This is a genomic window from uncultured Neptuniibacter sp., assembly GCF_947498015.1.
Taxonomy (GTDB): domain Bacteria; phylum Pseudomonadota; class Gammaproteobacteria; order Pseudomonadales; family Balneatricaceae; genus Neptuniibacter.
This window is the reverse complement of the sequence record NZ_CANMIR010000011.1, coordinates 101,139-118,757: the sequence shown is the minus strand read 5'-3', so window position 1 is coordinate 118,757 and position 17,619 is coordinate 101,139. Positions and strand designations below refer to the sequence as shown.

General features: G+C 50.3%; 18 protein-coding genes. 6 read left to right on the top strand and 12 right to left on the bottom strand.

Features of this window, described 5'->3' with window-relative positions; genetic code table 11:
- Positions 1 to 517 precede the first annotated feature (517 nt).
- Both Q0882_RS13630 and Q0882_RS13625 read right to left on the bottom strand, forming a co-directional pair.
- Complete coding sequence (locus tag Q0882_RS13630) at positions 518 to 1,690, bottom strand: acyl-CoA dehydrogenase family protein (protein ID WP_299182772.1); 1,173 nt, start codon at positions 1,688 to 1,690, stop codon at positions 518 to 520.
- A gap of 41 nt (positions 1,691 to 1,731) precedes the next feature.
- Complete coding sequence (locus Q0882_RS13625) at positions 1,732 to 2,247, bottom strand: flavin reductase family protein (RefSeq protein ID WP_299182769.1); 516 nt, start codon at positions 2,245 to 2,247, stop codon at positions 1,732 to 1,734.
- A 135-nt stretch (positions 2,248 to 2,382) separates the two neighbouring features.
- Between Q0882_RS13625 and Q0882_RS13620 the strand changes: the two genes are divergently transcribed.
- On the top strand, positions 2,383 to 3,078 hold the full coding sequence (locus Q0882_RS13620) for a helix-turn-helix domain-containing protein (RefSeq protein ID WP_299182767.1): 696 nt from the start codon (positions 2,383 to 2,385) through the stop codon (positions 3,076 to 3,078).
- A 192-nt stretch (positions 3,079 to 3,270) separates the two neighbouring features.
- Positions 3,271 to 4,209 (top strand): sensor domain-containing diguanylate cyclase, encoded by a 939-nt coding sequence (locus Q0882_RS13615; protein ID WP_299182765.1) that lies wholly within the window; start codon positions 3,271 to 3,273, stop codon positions 4,207 to 4,209.
- On the opposite strand, the gene greB is transcribed toward Q0882_RS13615, so the two are convergent.
- Positions 4,203 to 4,712: a transcription elongation factor GreB gene (greB, locus tag Q0882_RS13610; RefSeq protein ID WP_299182763.1), complete on the bottom strand. Its 510-nt coding sequence runs from the start codon at positions 4,710 to 4,712 to the stop codon at positions 4,203 to 4,205. The two genes, Q0882_RS13615 and greB, sit on opposite strands and share 7 nt — an antisense overlap.
- 94 nt (positions 4,713 to 4,806) lie before the next feature.
- Here greB and Q0882_RS13605 point away from each other — a divergent pair, with 94 nt between their 5' ends.
- The gene (locus Q0882_RS13605; protein WP_299182761.1) at positions 4,807 to 5,238 is read left to right on the top strand and encodes a hypothetical protein; all 432 of its coding nucleotides are present in this window, start codon (positions 4,807 to 4,809) and stop codon (positions 5,236 to 5,238) included.
- A 7-nt stretch (positions 5,239 to 5,245) separates the two neighbouring features.
- On the opposite strand, the gene Q0882_RS13600 is transcribed toward Q0882_RS13605, so the two are convergent.
- From Q0882_RS13600 to dapC, 7 genes are all read right to left on the bottom strand, one after another.
- Positions 5,246 to 5,629 carry a hypothetical protein gene (locus Q0882_RS13600; RefSeq protein WP_299182758.1) on the bottom strand — a complete coding sequence of 128 codons (384 nt, stop codon included), beginning with the start codon at positions 5,627 to 5,629 and terminating at the stop codon, positions 5,246 to 5,248.
- Positions 5,622 to 5,894 carry a hypothetical protein gene (locus tag Q0882_RS13595; RefSeq protein WP_299182756.1) on the bottom strand — a complete coding sequence of 91 codons (273 nt, stop codon included), beginning with the start codon at positions 5,892 to 5,894 and terminating at the stop codon, positions 5,622 to 5,624. Before Q0882_RS13595 ends, Q0882_RS13600 begins: the two co-directional genes overlap by 8 nt.
- Positions 5,891 to 6,721, bottom strand: coding sequence for a putative RNA methyltransferase (locus tag Q0882_RS13590; RefSeq protein ID WP_299182754.1), 831 nt, complete (start codon positions 6,719 to 6,721; stop codon positions 5,891 to 5,893). Before Q0882_RS13590 ends, Q0882_RS13595 begins: the two co-directional genes overlap by 4 nt.
- 10 nt (positions 6,722 to 6,731) lie before the next feature.
- Entirely contained in the window at positions 6,732 to 7,877 is a 1,146-nt protein-coding gene (dapE, locus tag Q0882_RS13585; RefSeq protein ID WP_299182751.1) for a succinyl-diaminopimelate desuccinylase, read from the bottom strand.
- 71 nt (positions 7,878 to 7,948) lie between these two features.
- Positions 7,949 to 8,980 carry a 2,3,4,5-tetrahydropyridine-2,6-dicarboxylate N-succinyltransferase gene (gene dapD / locus Q0882_RS13580; protein WP_299182749.1) on the bottom strand — a complete coding sequence of 344 codons (1,032 nt, stop codon included), beginning with the start codon at positions 8,978 to 8,980 and terminating at the stop codon, positions 7,949 to 7,951.
- 48 nt (positions 8,981 to 9,028) lie between these two features.
- The gene (locus Q0882_RS13575; protein ID WP_299182747.1) at positions 9,029 to 9,373 is read right to left on the bottom strand and encodes an ArsC family reductase; all 345 of its coding nucleotides are present in this window, start codon (positions 9,371 to 9,373) and stop codon (positions 9,029 to 9,031) included.
- 14 nt (positions 9,374 to 9,387) lie between these two features.
- Positions 9,388 to 10,584 (bottom strand): succinyldiaminopimelate transaminase, encoded by a 1,197-nt coding sequence (dapC, locus tag Q0882_RS13570; RefSeq protein ID WP_299182746.1) that lies wholly within the window; start codon positions 10,582 to 10,584, stop codon positions 9,388 to 9,390.
- A gap of 220 nt (positions 10,585 to 10,804) precedes the next feature.
- Here dapC and Q0882_RS13565 point away from each other — a divergent pair, with 220 nt between their 5' ends.
- A complete protein-coding gene (locus tag Q0882_RS13565) occupies positions 10,805 to 11,152 on the top strand; it encodes a PilZ domain-containing protein (protein ID WP_299182743.1) in 348 nt (115 codons plus the stop codon).
- Between the two features lie 3 nt (positions 11,153 to 11,155).
- On the opposite strand, the gene Q0882_RS13560 is transcribed toward Q0882_RS13565, so the two are convergent.
- Positions 11,156 to 14,311: an efflux RND transporter permease subunit gene (locus Q0882_RS13560; RefSeq protein WP_299182741.1), complete on the bottom strand. Its 3,156-nt coding sequence runs from the start codon at positions 14,309 to 14,311 to the stop codon at positions 11,156 to 11,158.
- The gene (locus Q0882_RS13555) at positions 14,304 to 15,584 is read right to left on the bottom strand and encodes an HlyD family efflux transporter periplasmic adaptor subunit (RefSeq protein WP_299182738.1); all 1,281 of its coding nucleotides are present in this window, start codon (positions 15,582 to 15,584) and stop codon (positions 14,304 to 14,306) included. The genes Q0882_RS13560 and Q0882_RS13555 overlap by 8 nt, the downstream gene beginning before the upstream one ends.
- Before the next feature lie 163 nt (positions 15,585 to 15,747).
- On the opposite strand from Q0882_RS13555, the gene Q0882_RS13550 reads away from it, so the two are divergent.
- Positions 15,748 to 16,596, top strand: a complete 849-nt coding sequence (locus Q0882_RS13550) for an alpha/beta hydrolase (RefSeq protein WP_299182736.1) — start codon at positions 15,748 to 15,750, stop codon at positions 16,594 to 16,596.
- Between the two features lie 15 nt (positions 16,597 to 16,611).
- Complete coding sequence (locus Q0882_RS13545) at positions 16,612 to 17,616, top strand: hypothetical protein (RefSeq protein ID WP_299182733.1); 1,005 nt, start codon at positions 16,612 to 16,614, stop codon at positions 17,614 to 17,616.
- Positions 17,617 to 17,619: the final 3 nt, after the last annotated feature.

The window sequence follows — 17,619 nt, the reverse complement described above, 5'->3', positions numbered from 1 at the left end:
GGTAGAGCAGTTGGCTTTTAACCAATTGGTCATAGGTTCGAATCCTATACGACCCACCACTTAAAGAATCCAGCCATCGAGCTGGTTTTTTTATGCCTGAACGATAGTGCGATGAGTATAGGATGAGAACCGTCCCCGAAGGGAGGTTCGATTCGAAGGGCGTAGCCCGAAGAAAACAGCGGAGCCGGCGACGCTGGCCCAAAGGGCATAGTAATCCTATACGACCCACCACTTAAAGAATCCAGCCATCGAGCTGGTTTTTTTATGTCCGAACGATAGTGCGATGAGTATAGGATGAGAACCGTCCCCGAAGGGAGGTTCGATTCGAAGGGCGTAGCCCGAAGAAAACAGCGGAGCTTGCGACGCTGGCCCAAAGGGCATAGTAATCCTATACGACCCACCACTTAAAGAATCCAGCCATCGAGCTGGTTTTTTTATGTCTGCAGTAAGCTCCTTCCAACTTGTACTGATCAGCTCGCAGGTAGCTATATACGCCTGAGGCGTTCTCAGTGTACGTTCAGAACGCCTGTTTCGGAGGCTCTTTACCCATAGCTAGGGAGCCGGTAAAGAGAAGTTGTCGTTTCTCCTGAAGCGGATGGAAGTGTGCTGCCATCGAGTCCCTGAAGAGTGACTCAATACCTGTGCTTCTCATGAAGCCAAGCCCACCACTTGCTTCCAGCGCCTTTGCAGTCGTCTCTTTACAGGCTGCAGCCGCCATTGTTTTCCGTTTCACCATTTCGTTGACTGTTTCCAGATCGGCGCTGTAGTTAAAATTGTCGCTGATGCGAACCATATCCTCTACAGCAATCTGAATTGTGGTGAGTGCGTTCTCCATCTCTCCTAACAGGGTTGGTGTGACAGGATCAGTGCTTTCTGCGGTTATCTCTCGTGCTTTTTGGGCAGCGGATCTGGCAATGCCATGATAGACGGACATAATCAGCGGAAGGGCAACGGGAAGGACGACACTCCAGATCATATGAAAGTCGCCACGCGGCCGCTTGACCACTACGGCTTCTTCGGGAACAAAAGCATCAGCTATTTTGACGCTGTTTGAACCTGTACCTCTCATACCCAGCGGGGCCCAATTATCTAAAACAGAGACGCCTTCAGCGTTGAGAGGAAGTGGAAAGTGCAGCACCTGCCATCCCTCTTCAGAGTCCTCATAGGGCGCGGAGGTCACCAGAATATTACCGCTAGGGCTACCACTGGCAAAATGCTTCATCGCGTTTACCCGATACCCGCCATCAACCTTTGTCATGGTGCCGTTGGATGCCAGCCAGTCTCCCGCTCCGGTGCTGACCAGTACGAGTTCATTTGCGGCAACCTTTTCCAGTACGGCTTGTCCTGGGCGGCCGTGGGTATAGTTATAACGATTGGTGGCGATGATGTGCTGGTGCATAGAAAATGAAAGTGCGGTGGAGGGGTGGTATGTTGCGAGTTCCTGAATGAAGCGGCACATCTCAGAAAAGTTGCAGCCCTGTCCCCCTAGCTCCTCTGGAACAAGAGCCGAAAAAAGCCTGTGCTGCCGCAGAAGTTGATAGTTTTCCGCTGGGAAACGGTCGCTCTGATCTGCCTGCTCTCCATTTTTTGCGATTGTGGGGCCGATCTGCTCTAAGCAGGAAAGAAGAGGTGCGCCAGAGGTGTTTGTGCTGCTCTCTTCAGGTTGAGTTTGATTGTGTATAGCATGCATGGTGAGTCTCCCTGTGGATAGATCCACATGAATTTGTTGAGCTAAGCGGCTTGTTTGTCTCTATGGCCCTGTTTCGGTGACAGGGAGAGAAATTGACTTTGGCAAAAGACCAGAGGCTGATTACCCGTAGTCTCACAGGCGAGTACTTTTCCGATAATCATTCGGTGATCGCCGACCAGGAGAGTGCTTTCTATCTGGCATTCTAACCAGGCGGACCCACCAGGAATGATTATGGGCTGGGTCGGATCGATATTGAGCCCGGCAAACTTGTCACAGCCCTGTGTGGCAAACCGTTTTGCGATCTCCTGTTGGTTCTCTGCCAGAAAAGTGATCGCGAATTTTTTTACCTCACAGAAATAGCGATAGCTTGCACTACGACAATCGATACACCAGGCAATCAATGCGGGGGTGAGAGAAAGCGAATTAAAGCTGCTGATTGTCATTCCTATGGGTTGGCCCTGATCTGTCTGTGCGGTTACGACGGCTACCCCGGTGGGAAATTGGCTTAGACAGGTTCGTAGTAATGCTTTGTTCTCATCTATCGGTATCTTGCACATTGTGGTCACCATCGCCGGTTTGATCTCTTATGGTTGTAGTGTAGTTATTGAGTAGTCACTCTTTTACTTCTGGAATTGAAGGAATTAACTACACTTAGTGAAGTAACCAACTACACAAAATGGATGGAGGGTGGTGTGTCGTATAGGTCGTTCTGTCCGGTAGCGAAGGCGATGGAGGTCTTGGGTGAAAAATGGTCACTCCTGATTGCGTTGGAGTTACTCAGTGGTTCCTCCCGATTTAATGAGATCCAGCGTGGTTTGCCGACGCTCTCACCCTCCCTTCTAACGAAGCGTTTAGCCTCATTAGAGAGAGATGGTCTGGTGATGAAAAAACGGATTCATGGGCAGCGTGGATATGAATATTTCGCCACTGAATCCTGTAAAGAGCTCTCGTCTGTGATTGAACAGATCGGTGTCTGGGGGATGCGCTGGGCACGTGCAAATATGGCGGAAGATGATTATGACCTGGATCTGCTATTGGTCTATCTGGAGCGATCTATTCAACCGGATAAACTGATCGGCCATGAAACGGTGATCCGTTTTAATTTTACCGATGTCGCTGAATACGCTAATTGGTGGATTGTGGTCAATGATGATGTTGTTGAGGTCTGCATTCATGATCCGGGGAAGGAGGTTGATATCTACTTTAATGTTGGAGTTAGAGTGATGTGTCAGCTGTGGATGGGGGATCTGAGTTATAAAAGAGCGATACGAGATGGTTTGTTGAATTTGGTGGGGCCTAAGGTACTGATTAATAATGTTGAAAGCTGGCTGAAGCCGAATGTTTTAGCCGGTACTCCACGGCCAGATGCCATTATCGATTATGATTAGAAGGGGTGTTTTTCGCCTAAAACACACACATACATATCTCTTTTCATAATGCATACTGATGACTTTAGAACGTATCGATATAGAGCGGAGTTTGCTAGGGTCTCAGCAAGTTATATGCTTGTTATATGGGGCTATAGAAACTTGTGGCGCTCTGCATGGTCTTATATTCAATAAGGTGTGCTGGGGTTAACGATGTTAAGAATGGATCAGTGGGTTTTGGATGAGACGGATGGATTAATTCCGTTGTCCAAATGGCAAAAAACAGTCGATGTTATGGCTCGGGTTTTTGATGCGCCCGCTGGCTTCATTGTGCAGTTTACTCCTCTTGGTTACCAGGTTGTTATTTCCAGTGATCAGGAATCTAACCCCTATTCAGCCGGTTCGGTCATCCCTCTTGATACCAATATCTTCTGCAGGAAAATTATAGAAGAAAGCACTGGACTCTACGTTAAAGATGCATCTGATGATCCTGTCTGGGCAACAAATCCCGAGGTCAGAGATGATGGCTTTTGCTCCTATCTTGGACTTCCACTTTACTGGCCTTCCGGCGATCCTTTCGGGACCATCTGTGTGATGGATTTTAATGCTACGGATTATCGTCATGATTATGTTGAGTTGATGGAGGAGCTAAAGGGATTGATTGAGTCTGATCTTGAGATTTTGTCCCAATACCAGTTGATCTCCAATATGGCGATGACTGATGAGCTAACAGGTCTCTATAACCGTCGTGGCTTTAACTCTGTTTCACGTCAGTATGTTGCTCTGGCGAAGCGTTCGGGTATCACTCTTGGATTACTTTATCTGGATCTGGATGGGCTCAAAGAGATTAATGACGTTCAAGGGCATTCCAGTGGAGATCAGGCACTTATCGAGCTGGCTGATTCCATCGGTTATGCGGTGAGGGAGAATGATATCACCGCACGTCTGGCGGGCGACGAGTTTGTTGTTCTGGCTGCTGCTGAAAATCAGGAGCAGCTTGAGATGATCTCCCAGCGTATCTGTGAGGATATGAACAGTAAAGGTCTCAGTGTCAGTATTGGTGGTGTGATGCTTGATAAGAGAAACAGGCCGCTGGAACACTGGCTGGAGCTGGCAGATCGAAAGATGTACGAGCAGAAGCGTACTCACTGAGTATATTCAATTGCAGTGATCTCATACCAGACCTCGCTGCCATCCGGTTTTTCCAGGCAGACCTCATCACCCAGTTGCTTTTTGAGGAGCAGGCGAGCAAGGGGGGAGTCCATGGAGATATAGTCCGAACCCGCATCAATCTCATCGGGTCCAACGATACGGTGGCGTTTGCTGCTTTCCTGCTCATCAAGCAGGGTGACCCAGGCTCCGAAGAAAACGGTGTCCTGCTTCTCAGGGGCGGGAGCGCGATCAACTACCACCATATCTTCCAGGCGTTTGGATAGATAGCGAACCCGGCGGTCAATTTCGCGAAGTTGCTTTTTTCCGTAGATATATTCGGCATTTTCAGAACGGTCACCCTGAGCCGCAGCTTCTTTAACGGATTGGGTGATCTCTGGGCGTTTAACCTTCCAGAGGTATTTCAACTCATCATTGAGCCGTTTGTAGCCCTCTGCTGTGATGTATTTAGAACTGCGGGGTTGTGGAGCGCGCCATCTACCCATCTGTGACTCCCTGATTTTTATGAATTTATCCGTAAAGAATTTTAATCTTATGCCGATAAAAACGGGACACTAATTTGGTGATTTTAAAGTAAAAATGCGTACCGAACAGATACAAACACGGATTGAGGGTTATACCTCCAATCTGAGCCAGGCGGTTCAGAGTGGGAGTGGTGCGCAATTCTCAATGCTGTTGAGTCTGATTCACTCCAATCAACAACTGATCAAACCGGAGCATGTTGCTGCGGTCTCTGATAGTGAGTTCCGGCTTCCTGAATCGCAGAGTGCTTATCCAGATGTGAATGAGCTGCATGACGCAGAAGTGACAGGGCGTTTGAATCACGCAGTACATGAAGGCTTGGTAGGTGACTTTGCCTATGTGAATGGCTACCTCTATAGCCACAGCCATACGCCGCGTCAGACCGCGCTGGCCTCAGATGAATATGCCAAGGTTGCTCTGATCTCTACCGGTCAGTTAATGGTCGATGAGATTGAGGTCTCCCGCCAGCAGATCAGTGAAGCCGCCTAAATCTTACTCAGGTGTGCCACTGAATCTTTTCAGATTCACCCGCTTCAACTTTCCAGTATTCATCAGGATCATCTCCATCGGCCCAGCCTGAGGCGATACAGCGAACCTGTGTCTCCATCTCTTCGGACGCTGCCTGAGCGCAATCAAGATCTTTGGCCCAAGGGCTTTGATCTGATTTAAACCAAACGCTGCTCCATGCTTTTCCCGCGACTTTTTCGTGGATCAGCACTGGGACCTTTACCCCATCAATAGAGAGATCCAGTTCATGAATCCCTCCTTTGCTGGATTGGGCCTCGATCTTTTCTGAGTGCGTTGCCAGCCAACCCCGGATCTCATCCAAAGAGCGGTTCTTTACATAGATCTCAATATCGGGGTGTCGGGTGTCAGTCATGATTATCGTCGCTTATAAAACGGAGTATGCGGAGGATGCTGAGGCTTAGATAGCCGATTGCCGCCAGTATGATGCCAGTGCAGATGATGATCAAGCCGGTCAGGGCAAGTATCTCTTGAGAGATTGAGCTTTTGAGCAGGTATTCTGCTGAGCCCAAAAGTAGTAAACCGATAAAAAACGTGACAAAGCCAATACCCAGAAGAATCAGATTCTGGCGGGGGTTATCAGCACGGGCATAGAGCCACTGTTTAATTTTGCTGTTCATAGTCGGGTGAAGAGGCCGAGCTTAACATCCAGTGTAAGGTCCAGTGTCTTAAGCGCACAGATCTTATCCCGGGCACTCTGATTCAGGCGCTGCCCATGCGGAGTCATCGCCAGTAGAGAGCTGATCTGCTCCGGACTGTTCAGATGAAAATCTGTGTTGACGGTCTCAACAGATGTGAGAGTGAAATAATCTTTGAGCGTCTCAGCTGGATCAAACTGACTCTCCCGTATCTGGCTATAGATCTGCTCTCTGAGTTCACGGAGGTGGTCCTCGCCGGGCCATGCAACCAGAAGTGTGCTGCCGGGTTTCATTGTACGTGCCAGTGCTTCAGGCATCAGGCGGCTGAACAGAACCAATTGCAGGTCGAGAGAGTGCTCTGGAACAGGCGCATTTGCACCAGATGCGACCAGCCAGGTGATCTGCTTTGAGCGGTTGCAGGCTGCTTTCACCGCATGTTTAGAGATATCGAGACCTGCGAGATCGGCACAGACCCCCGCAGTTTTCAAATGCTCACTTAAGCGCTCGGTGTAATAACCCTCACCGCACCCCATATCCATAATGCGGGGTGCCTCGATCGTTTTGCACGCTTGGGTTGCCAGCTCATTGATCCTGTTCGAGAGTGCCTGGTAGTGGCCCTGCGACAGAAAAGCCCGCCGGGCCTGGACCATTTCTGGATTGTCCCCGGGGTCTTTAGAGCGTTTCTTGTGGGCTAGCAGCAGGTTCCAGTAACCCTGTCGTGCAGCATCAAAGCTGTGGTTGTTCTCACAGCGCAGATTTCTCTCCTGCTGATAAAGAGATGAGGCACATACAGGGCAGATCAGCTGCATAAGGGTCGCCTTAACTTTCTGTCAGAAGACGTGCCATGATGTTTTCGTACAGATCGGATAGGGTATCCAGATCTTTACAGCTGACACGCTCATTCACTTTATGGATGGTCGCATTGATGGGCCCTAATTCAACCACCTGTGCCCCGGTCGGAGCAATAAAGCGACCATCAGAGGTGCCGCCCGAGGTGGAGAGTTCGGTTTCCAGTCCGGTGATCGCTTTAATCGCCTGCTGGCTGGCTTCTACCAGATCGCCTTCAGCTGTCAGGAAGGGATTACCCGAGAGAGTCCAGTCAATATCCCACTCAAGATTATGGTTGTTCAGAATGTCGCGAACCCGGCTTTTGAGTTCATCCGCTGTGACCTCAGTGGAAAAGCGGAAGTTGAACATAATGTCTACATGGCCTGGAACCACGTTGGTTACACCGGTGCCGCCATTGATATTAGAGATCTGGAAACTCGTAGGTGGGAAGAAGTCATTACCCTCATCCCAAACCTCAGCCGCCAGCTCTGCAAGGGCTGGTGCAGCCATATGGATCGGGTTTTTAACCAGATGGGGATAGGCAACATGCCCTTGAATACCGCGAATGGTCAGTGAGCCTCCAAGTGAACCGCGGCGACCGTTCTTGATGACGTCACCGACCTGTTCCGTGCTGGAGGGTTCTCCCACGATGCACCAGTTGATCTTCTCTCCGCGAGCTTCCAGATGATCAATCACGCGCGTTGTGCCATTGATCCAGGGCCCCTCTTCATCACTGGTAATCAAAAGAGCGATAGAGCCAGCATGGTCCGGGTGGTGTTCAATAAAGCGCTCCAGTGCTGTTACAAAGGCTGCTAGGCTACCTTTCATATCTGCAGCGCCACGTCCACAGAGCATTCCCTGTTCGATAGTGGCTTCAAACGGTGGGAACTCCCAGCGCTCCTCAGGGCCCGAAGGGACGACATCGGTATGACCAGCAAAGCAGAAAACAGGTCCCGATTCACCGCGGCGTGCCCAGAAATTTTTTACATCCTCAAACTGCAAACGCTCAATTTTAAAACCCAGGGCTTCTAAACGAGCGATCATAAGATCCTGGCAACCTGCATCTTCCGGGGTGACAGAGCGGCGGTTGATGAGATCCTTAGCCAGTTCAATGGTTGCAGAGAGGTGCTGAGACATAATGGAATTCCGGTAGGCTTGAAAAGATAGGCGCGCAGTAAAGCGCGCCATGCAGAGTTAATCCAGAAGGATTAGTTATGCTTGTGTAGCTCTTCGTTCAACTCAATCGCAGATTTGTTGGTTTTAACCTCAATGCGACCATTCTGAGAGTTGCGACGGAACAGAAGATCTGGCTTACCTGCCAGCTCTGCGGCTTTGACAGTGCTCACTTCGTTATTCTGGTCATCCAGAATAGTGACTTTAGAACCTGCAGTTACATAAAGACCTGCTTCCAGTGTGCAGCGATCGCCCAGCGGCAGACCCAGACCTGCGTTTGCACCCAGTAGGCAGTTTTCACCTACAGAGATCACAACGTCATTACCACCGGATAGGGTACCCATTGTGGAACAGCCACCACCCAGGTCAGATCCGTTACCCACAACAACGCCTGCAGAGATACGGCCTTCGACCATGCTAACACCCAGAGTACCAGCATTGAAATTAACAAAGCCTTCGTGCATGACGGTAGTACCTTCACCGACATGTGCGCCCAGACGTACACGGGAAGCATCACCGATACGGATGCCTGCAGGAACGACGAAGTCAGTCATTTTCGGGAATTTATCTACAGAGTTAACGCTCAGAATTCGGCCCTGAGCGCGTGCAGCTAACTGACGTTTCGGCAGATCATCCAGAGAGATTGCGCCTTCATTGGTCCAGGCTACGTTAGGCAGCAGTCCAAAGATACCGGTCAGGTTGATGCCGTGAGGCTGTACCAGACGGTGAGAAAGCAGGGATAGTTTAAGATAGGCTTCCGCTGTTGAGGTAGGGCCTTCATCAGATTCCAGAATACACAATACCAGTGCCTGTTTTGTGCCTTCCAGAATCTCAACGATCTCAGCCTGATCTTCTGCACCGACTGAGAGGAACGCAGCTTCAAGATCTTTCAGCTGTGATTCCTTGAGTTCGATTGCTGCGTTACCACCGGTATAACCTACTTTTTCCGCAACCGCTTTCACCATCGCATCATCTGCGCTCATCAGTGGTGCGTTGTAATACACTTCCAGCAGTTCACCAGCAGAGGACTTTGTGCCTACGCCCAGACCGAATGCAAAATTTGCCATGTTAATCTCCAGATTTTTAAATGCTTAAATTCTATGCTGTGTAAGCCCTTAACCAAGCAGGGCGGAATATTCTGTATCTTTAAAACCAACCTTTCTTACGTCGCCTGTATCCAGGACCGGACGCTTAATCATGGCTGGGTATTCAAGCATCAACGCAATGGCTGAGCTCTGATCAATCTGATTTTTAACCTCGTCGGGTTGTTGCCGCCATGTTGTTCCGCGTTTGTTCAGCAGCAGCTCCCAGCCCAATTCATCGACCCAGCTGTTCAGCCGTTCTGCATCAAGACCATCTTTACGAAAATCATGGAAACGGTATTCAATCTGGTTCGACTCCAACCACTTACGGGCCTTTTTTATCGTGTCGCAGTTTGGGATGCCGTAGAGAGTGATCATCTGCTTGCTCCGGTTCAGAGAGATTCTACGTAAGCGCGGATGCGGTTTGCCGCTTCCACACACTCATCTACTGTTGCAACCAGGGCCATACGAACAAACCCGGCTCCCGGCAGCAGACCATCTGTTTCACGGGAGAGGTAACGGCCAGGTAGAACAGTTACATTCTGAGAAGCAAACAGCCCCTGAGCAAATTTATCATCGGCGATCGGTGTTTTGGCCCAGAGATAGAAGCTGGCATCGGGACGCTTTACATCCATGACCGGCTCAAGAATACGGATCACAGAATCAAATTTGTGGCGATACTGATCACGGTTATCAAGCACATGATCCTCATCGTTCCATGCCGCAATTGAAGCCAATTGATGCTGAATCGGCATAGAGCATCCATGGTAGGTGCGGTAGGAGAGGAACGGTTTCAGCAGTTGAGCATCACCGGCAACGAAACCGGAGCGGAGTCCTGGCAGGTTGGAACGTTTTGACAGGCTGTGCATCACAATACAGTTTTTGTAATCATCGCGTCCAAGCTCTGCACAGGCTTGCAGAAGGCCAACTGGGGCCTGGTCTTCATTCAGGTAAATTTCTGAATAGCACTCGTCTGATGCAACAATGAAGTTGTACTTGTCAGATAACGCGATCAGTTTTTTCAAAGTATCCAGGTCAGTGACAGCACCTGTCGGGTTGCTCGGGGAGCAGAGAAAGAGTAGCTGGCAGCGCTGCCAGATCTCTTCTGGAACGGCATCGTAATCCGGGATGAAGCCGTTTTCCGGCAGGCAGTTTAGGTAATAGGGTTCAGCGCCTGATAGGTATGCCGCCCCTTCATAGATCTGGTAGAAAGGGTTAGGTGAGATGACCAGTGCATCCGGAGCACGGTTAACCGCAGCCTGAGTAAACGCAAAGATCGCTTCGCGTGTCCCATTGACCGGTAATACATTATCTTCACCACTCAGGGTGCCCGCATTCAGTTTGAAACGCCGGGTGCACCATTGAGAGATCGCTTCCCTCAGTTCTGGCAAACCTTTCGTCGTTGGATAGTTTGCCAGCTTGTCCATGTTCTCAATCAGGCACTCTGCAACGAACGGTGGTGACGGGTGCTTGGGTTCACCGATAGACAGCGCGATATGCTCCAGGTCTGTTGGAGGGGTTACCTCAGCTTTCAGAGCCGTCAGTTTTTCAAAAGGGTAAGGCTGTAGCAGACTTAGATCGCGGTTCATACGGGTCCTTAAACTCCCAGTGCAGGGCTGGATAATGAAAACAAGATGCAGAATTTCAGGGGCAGAAATTATACCTGAGAACCGCACTGGGATTAAGTCCCTTGTGCAGTTGCAGCCGCTATCTGCTGCTGTAGAGCTTAATTTGTCCTTATCTTCGAATCGAACTATGATGAGGAAGTGGTTCTAACACCCGTTTGATTTGTAATGTGTAGGCTTCCATATGCACGCTGAAAGACGTATTTATCCTCGGATCCATGTGAAACTCCCCGCAGAACTATCCAGTGGCGATGGGCAATCTGTCGATGTCTCGCTGATCAATCTCAGTTTAGGCGGGATGCTGGTCGAGGGGGGCGCTGATTTAGCAGAGTTAAAACCTGTGATCACAGGGGCGCCTTTAGAGGTAAATCTGCATTTCGGACTGAATGATCAGCCGGTTCATTGCCTGTGCCGTGTTGTCTACAAACAAAGGCAATCTCAGCGCTGCTTACGGTATGGTCTCTCTGTTTTGAGTATGGATCTGCAGACACAGGAGCAGCTACAGTCCTATATTGAACAGCAGCTGCACTAGGGGCTACCCGATCTGTTTCTCTGGCTCAGGGGCATCCAGACTTTTCAGTCCCAGCTTCTCTCGGGCACCCTCGATGTATGTCAGGGTTGCTGGTACAAACAGCAGGATCAGTACTGTGCCGTAAGCCAGACCAAAGACGATCGATACCGCCATCGGTATCAGGAACTGGGCCTGCAGCGAAGTTTCAAACAGAATCGGAGTTAATCCCGCAATAGTTGTCAGTGAGGTCAGAAGCACCGCTCTTAGACGCTGGCAGGCTGCTTCCACAATCGCCTCTTCAACCGCCATCCCCTTTTTACGGAGCTGTTTGTAAAACGTCACCAGTACGATGGAGTCATTGATGACGATGCCGGATAAGCCAAAGCAACCAAACAGCGAGAGTATGGTCATGCTAAGGCCCATCACTCCATGCCCCAGAATGGCGCCGGTCAGGCCTAATGGGATTGCCAGCATCACCGCGATCGGCCAGCTATAAGAGGCAAAGACCCAAGCTAAGATAATAAATATCAGGGTTAAAGCGAGTAACAATCCCAGTTTCATATCGGCTAGTGTCTCTCGCTGGCTCTTGTTTTTGCCTTCAAAGCTGGCGGATACGCCATAACGGCTTAGGATCTGCTCCAGTTTCCCTGATTTCAAATCTGCAATAATTTCATCGGCGTTAGCGGCGCTTTCATCAAGATCAGCTGTAACCTTAATCGAAAGCTGCCCATCCACCCGAGTCAGAGTGTCGAGGCCCTGTTTTGCACGGAATGATACGATATTGCTGAGAGGGGTTGTGCCTCCTCCGGGCAGGACAACCGGTAGCTGTTCAATAACATTAAGGCGATAGCGTTCCTCTTTGGGAAGCTGGATACGCACTTCGATCTCATCACGGTTGTGATAGAAATTTTGCACCTCAATACCATCGAAGGCGGCACGCAGCTGTCTGCCAACGCTGTCCAGCGTCATTCCGGCTGATTTTCCAGCAGGGGTCAGTTCGTAGATCAGCTGGGATTTTCCGAAGGGAAGGTCATCGTCAATATTGGTCAGGCCAACATAGGGTTTCAAGCTCTCCTGAAGCTCCAGAGAGGCCTGTTTAAGCTCATGGATGTTGGTCCCGGAGAGTTTAACCTCAATCGGTTTGCCCGGAGGGCCGCTGCGGGCAACATCGATTGAGAACTTCTCAATCCCCGCTGGGACTGTAATACGTTCTCTCCAGGCTCTGTTCAGCTCGGTTGTGCTCACCTCTCTGTCGTCACTGGGGTAGAGTTCAACCTGAAGTGATCCGAACTCATCACCACGATTTCCAGATGCAGAGGTGCGGGAGAAAGCGGCGCTGCGCAGCTGTTGGAAGGAAACTTTAACATTGCCCCCACCCAGTGCACTATCTGTTGCTTCTAGCTGTTCATCCAGATGCTGGATAAAACGGTCGACAAGATCAGAATCGGTACCTGCGGTGAACTGAACGTTGGCGGTCATTGTGTCCCGTTCGACGGCAGGGAAAAAAGTAAATTTAATCCGGCCGCCAGCGATCAGACCGATGGCGATGATAAAGACCGCAAACGCGGTGGCGATGGTTGCACCCCGGTAACGGATCGCCAGTCTGACCCAGCCTCGGAAGTGGACATCGCGGAAACGATTGAATCCATTATCCAGACGAATCCGCAGAGCGGAAGGATGCAGGTCATCGGCCTTTTTAATACTGTGATGAAGATGACCCGGGAGGATCAGGAAGCACTCCACAAGAGAGGCCAGAATGACACAAATTACAACGGTGGGGATATCGATCAGGATATTACCGATCCGCCCGTCGATCAGGAGTAGAGGGAGAAACGCAGCAATTGTGGTTAGGGAGGATGCAGTGACCGGTGGCAGCATGCGGTGGGCGCCCCCGATAGCCGCTTGCAGCCCGGGCTCACCCATCTGTACGTGGGTGAGAGTGTCCTCACCTACAACGATCGCATCATCAACAATAATACCGAGAGCCATAATCAGACCGAAGAGACTGATCATATTGATGGTGCCGCCGATGCCATAAAGTACGGCCAGGGTAGCCAGGAATGAGACCGGGATACCTACAGTGACCCAGAACGCAACACGGGCGTTGAGGAACAGAAAAAGTATCCCGATCACCAGAACCAAACCACTAAGACCATTTTTCAACAACAGATTGATACGCTGCTGGACCGGCTTCCAGCGTTCATCGTAGGTGATCATCTGAATGTTTGAAGGGAGGGTCGGTTTAACCTCTTCCAGCCACTCGTTCAGGATTTGCGCAGATTTGAGTGTGTCCTGGGTTTCTGTACGACGTAAGCGGATCATTACCGCCGGTTTGCCTTTATGCTTGAGTAATACCTGACTATCTTTTAGGGCGAGCGATACATCTGCGATATCACCAAGGCGAATCAGTCGCCCCTGATTGTCAGTGATGACCGGTAACTGACGGAAGCCTTCGACATCTCGCTGCTGATTGAGGCTACGGATCTGCCGGGATCCATCCCCTTTAGCCGCTGTTCCGGCGGGAAGATCGAGGCTCCGCAAGCGGATGCTATTGGCGACTTGTGCCATGGTCATGTCCAATTCATTGAGCTGTGCGGCGGGCAGCTCAATACGGATCTGCTTGTCAGGTAAACCGGTAAAATCTACTTTGTTGATACCCCTTGCCAACAGTTCCTGCTCAAAGCGCTGAGCGTAGGAGCGTAATTCCTCCAGAGATCCGCTACTGCTACTCAGGATCAGGCTGGCGATCTGTTCATAGCGGATAATGCGTTGAACCAGAGGCTCCTCAATATCTGAAGGCAGCTCGCCGCGTACGTTATCGATTTTCTGCTTCACTTCGTCGAGCAGGAAATCAACATCGGTATCGGGATCGACCTCAATTCGGATCGATGCGGAGCTTTGGAGTGCGGTTGAATAGAGTGCGTCGATGCCGGTCAGCGATTTTAGCTCCTCTTCAATCGGCAGGACGATGGAGGTTTCAATATCTTCTGCCGCCGCTCCGCTCCAGGGGACCGATATCGTGATGATGTCCAGCTCAAATGAGGGGAAAAACTGCGTGTTCAGTTTCTTCAGTCCCCATACTCCTGCCAAAATCATCAATAGCATAAACAGGTTCGCAGCGACCCTGTGACTGGCAAACAGAGCGGTCAGGTTCTGCATCGGGCCCTGATAGTTATTCATGGGTCTGGGCCTTGTCAGAGGCAGCGATATCTTTGACTTTCAAGCCTGAGATCGCGTTGGGCAGCTGTGTTGTAACCAGACGGTCGCCGGGTTGAATCCGGGTGCTTCGGATCAGGACGATCGCTTCTCCCTGATCATTGTAACTATCCCCTAACCGTTCCACCTGAATGGCTTCCAGGGTGTTATCAACTACCCGATAAACTCGGTTCAGTCCATACAGGGCAACGGGCGGTATCGGGATTACACCTCTGACCGGGGGAAGATCAACTTTAATCTCCAGTGTTCTTCCAGGCTCCGGGTGGTAGCTGCTGGGTGTAATTTTAAACAGGGCATCAACCCCGGCACGTCCGGCGTTAACCTCTGCGGCGATCCGATCCAGTTTTAATGCGATGGCCCGGTTATCGATCAGGCCAACGGCATTAATCGCCATTCCATCCTGATCACGGAGTTCCGGCAGAATGCGACTTGGAACCTGGGCACGTACCTCAAGGCGTTCAAGGCTATATAAACTGAGAAGCGGGTCCCCTGCACGGACACGGTCTCCGGGGGAGACGTTAAGGGTGGCGATACGTCCCTGAAACGGAGCCTTTATCTGCGTGCGATCAAGATCAAGTTGCGCGGCTTCCAGAAGGCTCTGAGCACGCTTTAATTGCGATTCAAGTTGCTGAAGGCGGTTAGGGTGATCGGCAATCGATCTTTCCCGTTGAGTCAGGGAGAGTGTCTGTTGCTGATAGTCGCGGCGTGCACTGTCCAGATTTTCCTGGCTGGCGACTTTACGTTTGATCAGGTTCTTATAACGCTCGACAGTCTTTAAACTCAGCTGCTGTAAATTGCGCTCAATCTTCTGTGATTTCAGGTCCGACTGATAACGGACCTTCTCGGCCTCGATCTGTGCCAGGTAGTTATCGACGTCGGCCTGGCGCTGTGATAGCTGTAGCTGAGCGTCTCTATCATCCAGTTTTATGAGGAGTTGATCTTGCGAAATGGTTTTACCTTCGTCGGTATCAACCGACTGAATAAATGCGGTAACAGCAGCGGTCATGCGAGTCATACGTGGTGATTCGACGGTCCCATAAAGTGTCAGAGCGGGTTGATGAGTACCTGGTGTTGCAGAGATTGTCTGTACACTCCATACCTTCTCAGCTACAGGCCGGGAGGGTGCCTGGGGTTTGCTTTTTACTAATGCGGTAAAGGCAAGGATCGCCACCAGGATGATTGCGATCGGAAGTATCCATTTTAACCGGTTCACCTGTTTGGTTGATGATTCGCTCATTATAACTCTCATGACTCAGGGGATATCCTTAATACCGACTATATTAGCTGAATCGGATCTACGGGGTCAGCAACAGTTTCATATCTTTACAAAATTTACCTGCAGATAGCGGCCTTTTGGGGATCATGCTAACTTACTGATATTACACAATTCAGGAGGTTTCATGCATACGGATAGCGTACGTTGTTTAAATGCTACTGGATTTCACCGGATGGTTTATCATGAGTGGGGAAGTGCAGATAATGACCGAGTTGTGGTCTGTGTACATGGACTTGCCAGAAACAGTCGGGACTTTGATGAACTCGCGAAACTACTGTCACGTGATTATCGGGTAATCTGTCCTGATATTGTCGGACGGGGCGAAAGCGACTGGCTGCCTTCCGGGCAGCCCTATGCCATTCCTCAGTACCTCAACGATATAACCACTCTGCTGGCGCGACTCAATGTTGATCAAGTGGACTGGGTCGGTACCTCAATGGGGGGGATTATTGGGATGTGCCTGGCTGCCTTGCCTGGGTCCCCCATCAAACATCTTGTATTAAACGACATAGGGGCATTTATTCCCTCTAGCGCATTGCAGCGAATTTCAGACTATCTGGGTGATAAGCAGTTTGCTACGCTCGATGAGGTTGAAGCTTACATGCGTCAAACCTATGTTTCATTCAGCAAACTTTCAGATCAGCAGTGGCACCATCTGGTCAGATCTGGTTGTAAAGAAAGGCCCGAGGGGGGCTACGCCTTGCATTATGATCCAGCGATTGCGCAGGCGACACTGGAAAATGCATCAGAAGATATAGACCTCTGGCCGATTTGGTCAGCGATTCAGATCCCGCAGCTGCTTATCTGGGGGGAGAGTTCTGATGTTTTGCAGGAAGAGACTGTACGAAAGATGCAGGCAAACGATAAACTGGATCTCGTAACAGTGCCTGATACGCCTCATGTACCATCCCTGATGGAGCGCGATCAGATCAAACAGATTCAGGAGTGGCTTCGACTCCACCGAAACAGATAAACAGGATTACTAGTTATGGGCGTGATTACTCGCTGGCCCCAGCATCAGCTTTGCCTGAGCGATAATGAGCGTGCCGCTGCGGTTGCAGCAGTTGAGCGTGCCTTTGCTTCCACATTGGAATCTTTAAAAGTGGATATCGGGCTGGTGGATATGTTTGAGGCGATCTATGTGCCTCTGGGAGCTTGGCTTGCCTGCCAGAAACAGCAGAAAAGCGGACCTTTAGTGATGGGGATTAACGGTGCCCAGGGGGCAGGTAAATCCACGCTCTTCAATCTGCTGGAGGTGATTCTGACAGAGGGGTTTGGGCTTAAGGTTGTCGGGTTCTCGATTGATGATCTTTATAAAACCTATGACGAGCGCAGAGAGCTTTCTGAAACTGTCCATCCCCTGTTACGAACCCGAGGCGTGCCGGGTACACATGATGTGGATCTGGGAATTGATATTCTCAACTCATTGATAGCCAGTGATGAAAATACCATTACTAAAATTCCGGTCTTTGATAAGTCTACCGATGATCGATGTCAGGCAGCGGTATGGCAGGAGTGGATTGGACCTGCAGATGTAATCGTACTTGAAGGGTGGTGTGTAGGTGCTGATCCTCAGGAGCCTGAACAGCTGGCGAAAGCGATCAACGATCTTGAAAGTGAGCAGGACACAGCAGGGTTGTGGCGGGAATATGTGAATGCACAGCTTGCAGGGCCCTATCAGGAACTTTTTTCCATGATTGAAGTGCTGGTGATGTTAAAGGTCCCGAGTATGGATGCGGTGTTCGAATGGCGCTCCCTTCAGGAGAAGAAACTGGCTGAGCGGGTTAAATACATTTATGACACGCAGCAGCCTACAGAGCACCTTAGAATCATGAATGAAGAACAGATTCAGCGTTTTATTCAGCATTACGAGCGTCTGACAAGGCATATGCTTGAGGAGATGCCATCCCGTGCGGATGTGACACTCTGTCTGAATAATAACCATAAAATTGCTGAGATTAAGATTAACAAGCCGTTGCAGAGCTGCAATTAAGGA

Excerpts from the sequence above, each read along its gene's own strand:
- Q0882_RS13630 (WP_299182772.1), bottom strand. The coding sequence starts at position 1,690 with ATGCATGCTATACACAATCAAACTCAACCTGAAGAGAGCAGCACAAAC.
- Q0882_RS13625 (WP_299182769.1), bottom strand. The coding sequence starts at position 2,247 with ATGTGCAAGATACCGATAGATGAGAACAAAGCATTACTACGAACCTGT.
- Q0882_RS13615 (WP_299182765.1), top strand. The coding sequence starts at position 3,271 with ATGTTAAGAATGGATCAGTGGGTTTTGGATGAGACGGATGGATTAATT.
- greB (WP_299182763.1), bottom strand. The coding sequence starts at position 4,712 with ATGGGTAGATGGCGCGCTCCACAACCCCGCAGTTCTAAATACATCACA.
- Q0882_RS13605 (WP_299182761.1), top strand. The coding sequence starts at position 4,807 with ATGCGTACCGAACAGATACAAACACGGATTGAGGGTTATACCTCCAAT.
- Q0882_RS13600 (WP_299182758.1), bottom strand. The coding sequence starts at position 5,629 with ATGACTGACACCCGACACCCCGATATTGAGATCTATGTAAAGAACCGC.
- Q0882_RS13595 (WP_299182756.1), bottom strand. The coding sequence starts at position 5,894 with ATGAACAGCAAAATTAAACAGTGGCTCTATGCCCGTGCTGATAACCCC.
- Q0882_RS13590 (WP_299182754.1), bottom strand. The coding sequence starts at position 6,721 with ATGCAGCTGATCTGCCCTGTATGTGCCTCATCTCTTTATCAGCAGGAG.
- dapE (WP_299182751.1), bottom strand. The coding sequence starts at position 7,877 with ATGTCTCAGCACCTCTCTGCAACCATTGAACTGGCTAAGGATCTCATC.
- dapD (WP_299182749.1), bottom strand. The coding sequence starts at position 8,980 with ATGGCAAATTTTGCATTCGGTCTGGGCGTAGGCACAAAGTCCTCTGCT.
- Q0882_RS13575 (WP_299182747.1), bottom strand. The coding sequence starts at position 9,373 with ATGATCACTCTCTACGGCATCCCAAACTGCGACACGATAAAAAAGGCC.
- dapC (WP_299182746.1), bottom strand. The coding sequence starts at position 10,584 with ATGAACCGCGATCTAAGTCTGCTACAGCCTTACCCTTTTGAAAAACTG.
- Q0882_RS13565 (WP_299182743.1), top strand. The coding sequence starts at position 10,805 with ATGCACGCTGAAAGACGTATTTATCCTCGGATCCATGTGAAACTCCCC.
- Q0882_RS13560 (WP_299182741.1), bottom strand. The coding sequence starts at position 14,311 with ATGAATAACTATCAGGGCCCGATGCAGAACCTGACCGCTCTGTTTGCC.
- Q0882_RS13555 (WP_299182738.1), bottom strand. The coding sequence starts at position 15,584 with ATGAGCGAATCATCAACCAAACAGGTGAACCGGTTAAAATGGATACTT.
- Q0882_RS13550 (WP_299182736.1), top strand. The coding sequence starts at position 15,748 with ATGCATACGGATAGCGTACGTTGTTTAAATGCTACTGGATTTCACCGG.
- Q0882_RS13545 (WP_299182733.1), top strand. The coding sequence starts at position 16,612 with ATGGGCGTGATTACTCGCTGGCCCCAGCATCAGCTTTGCCTGAGCGAT.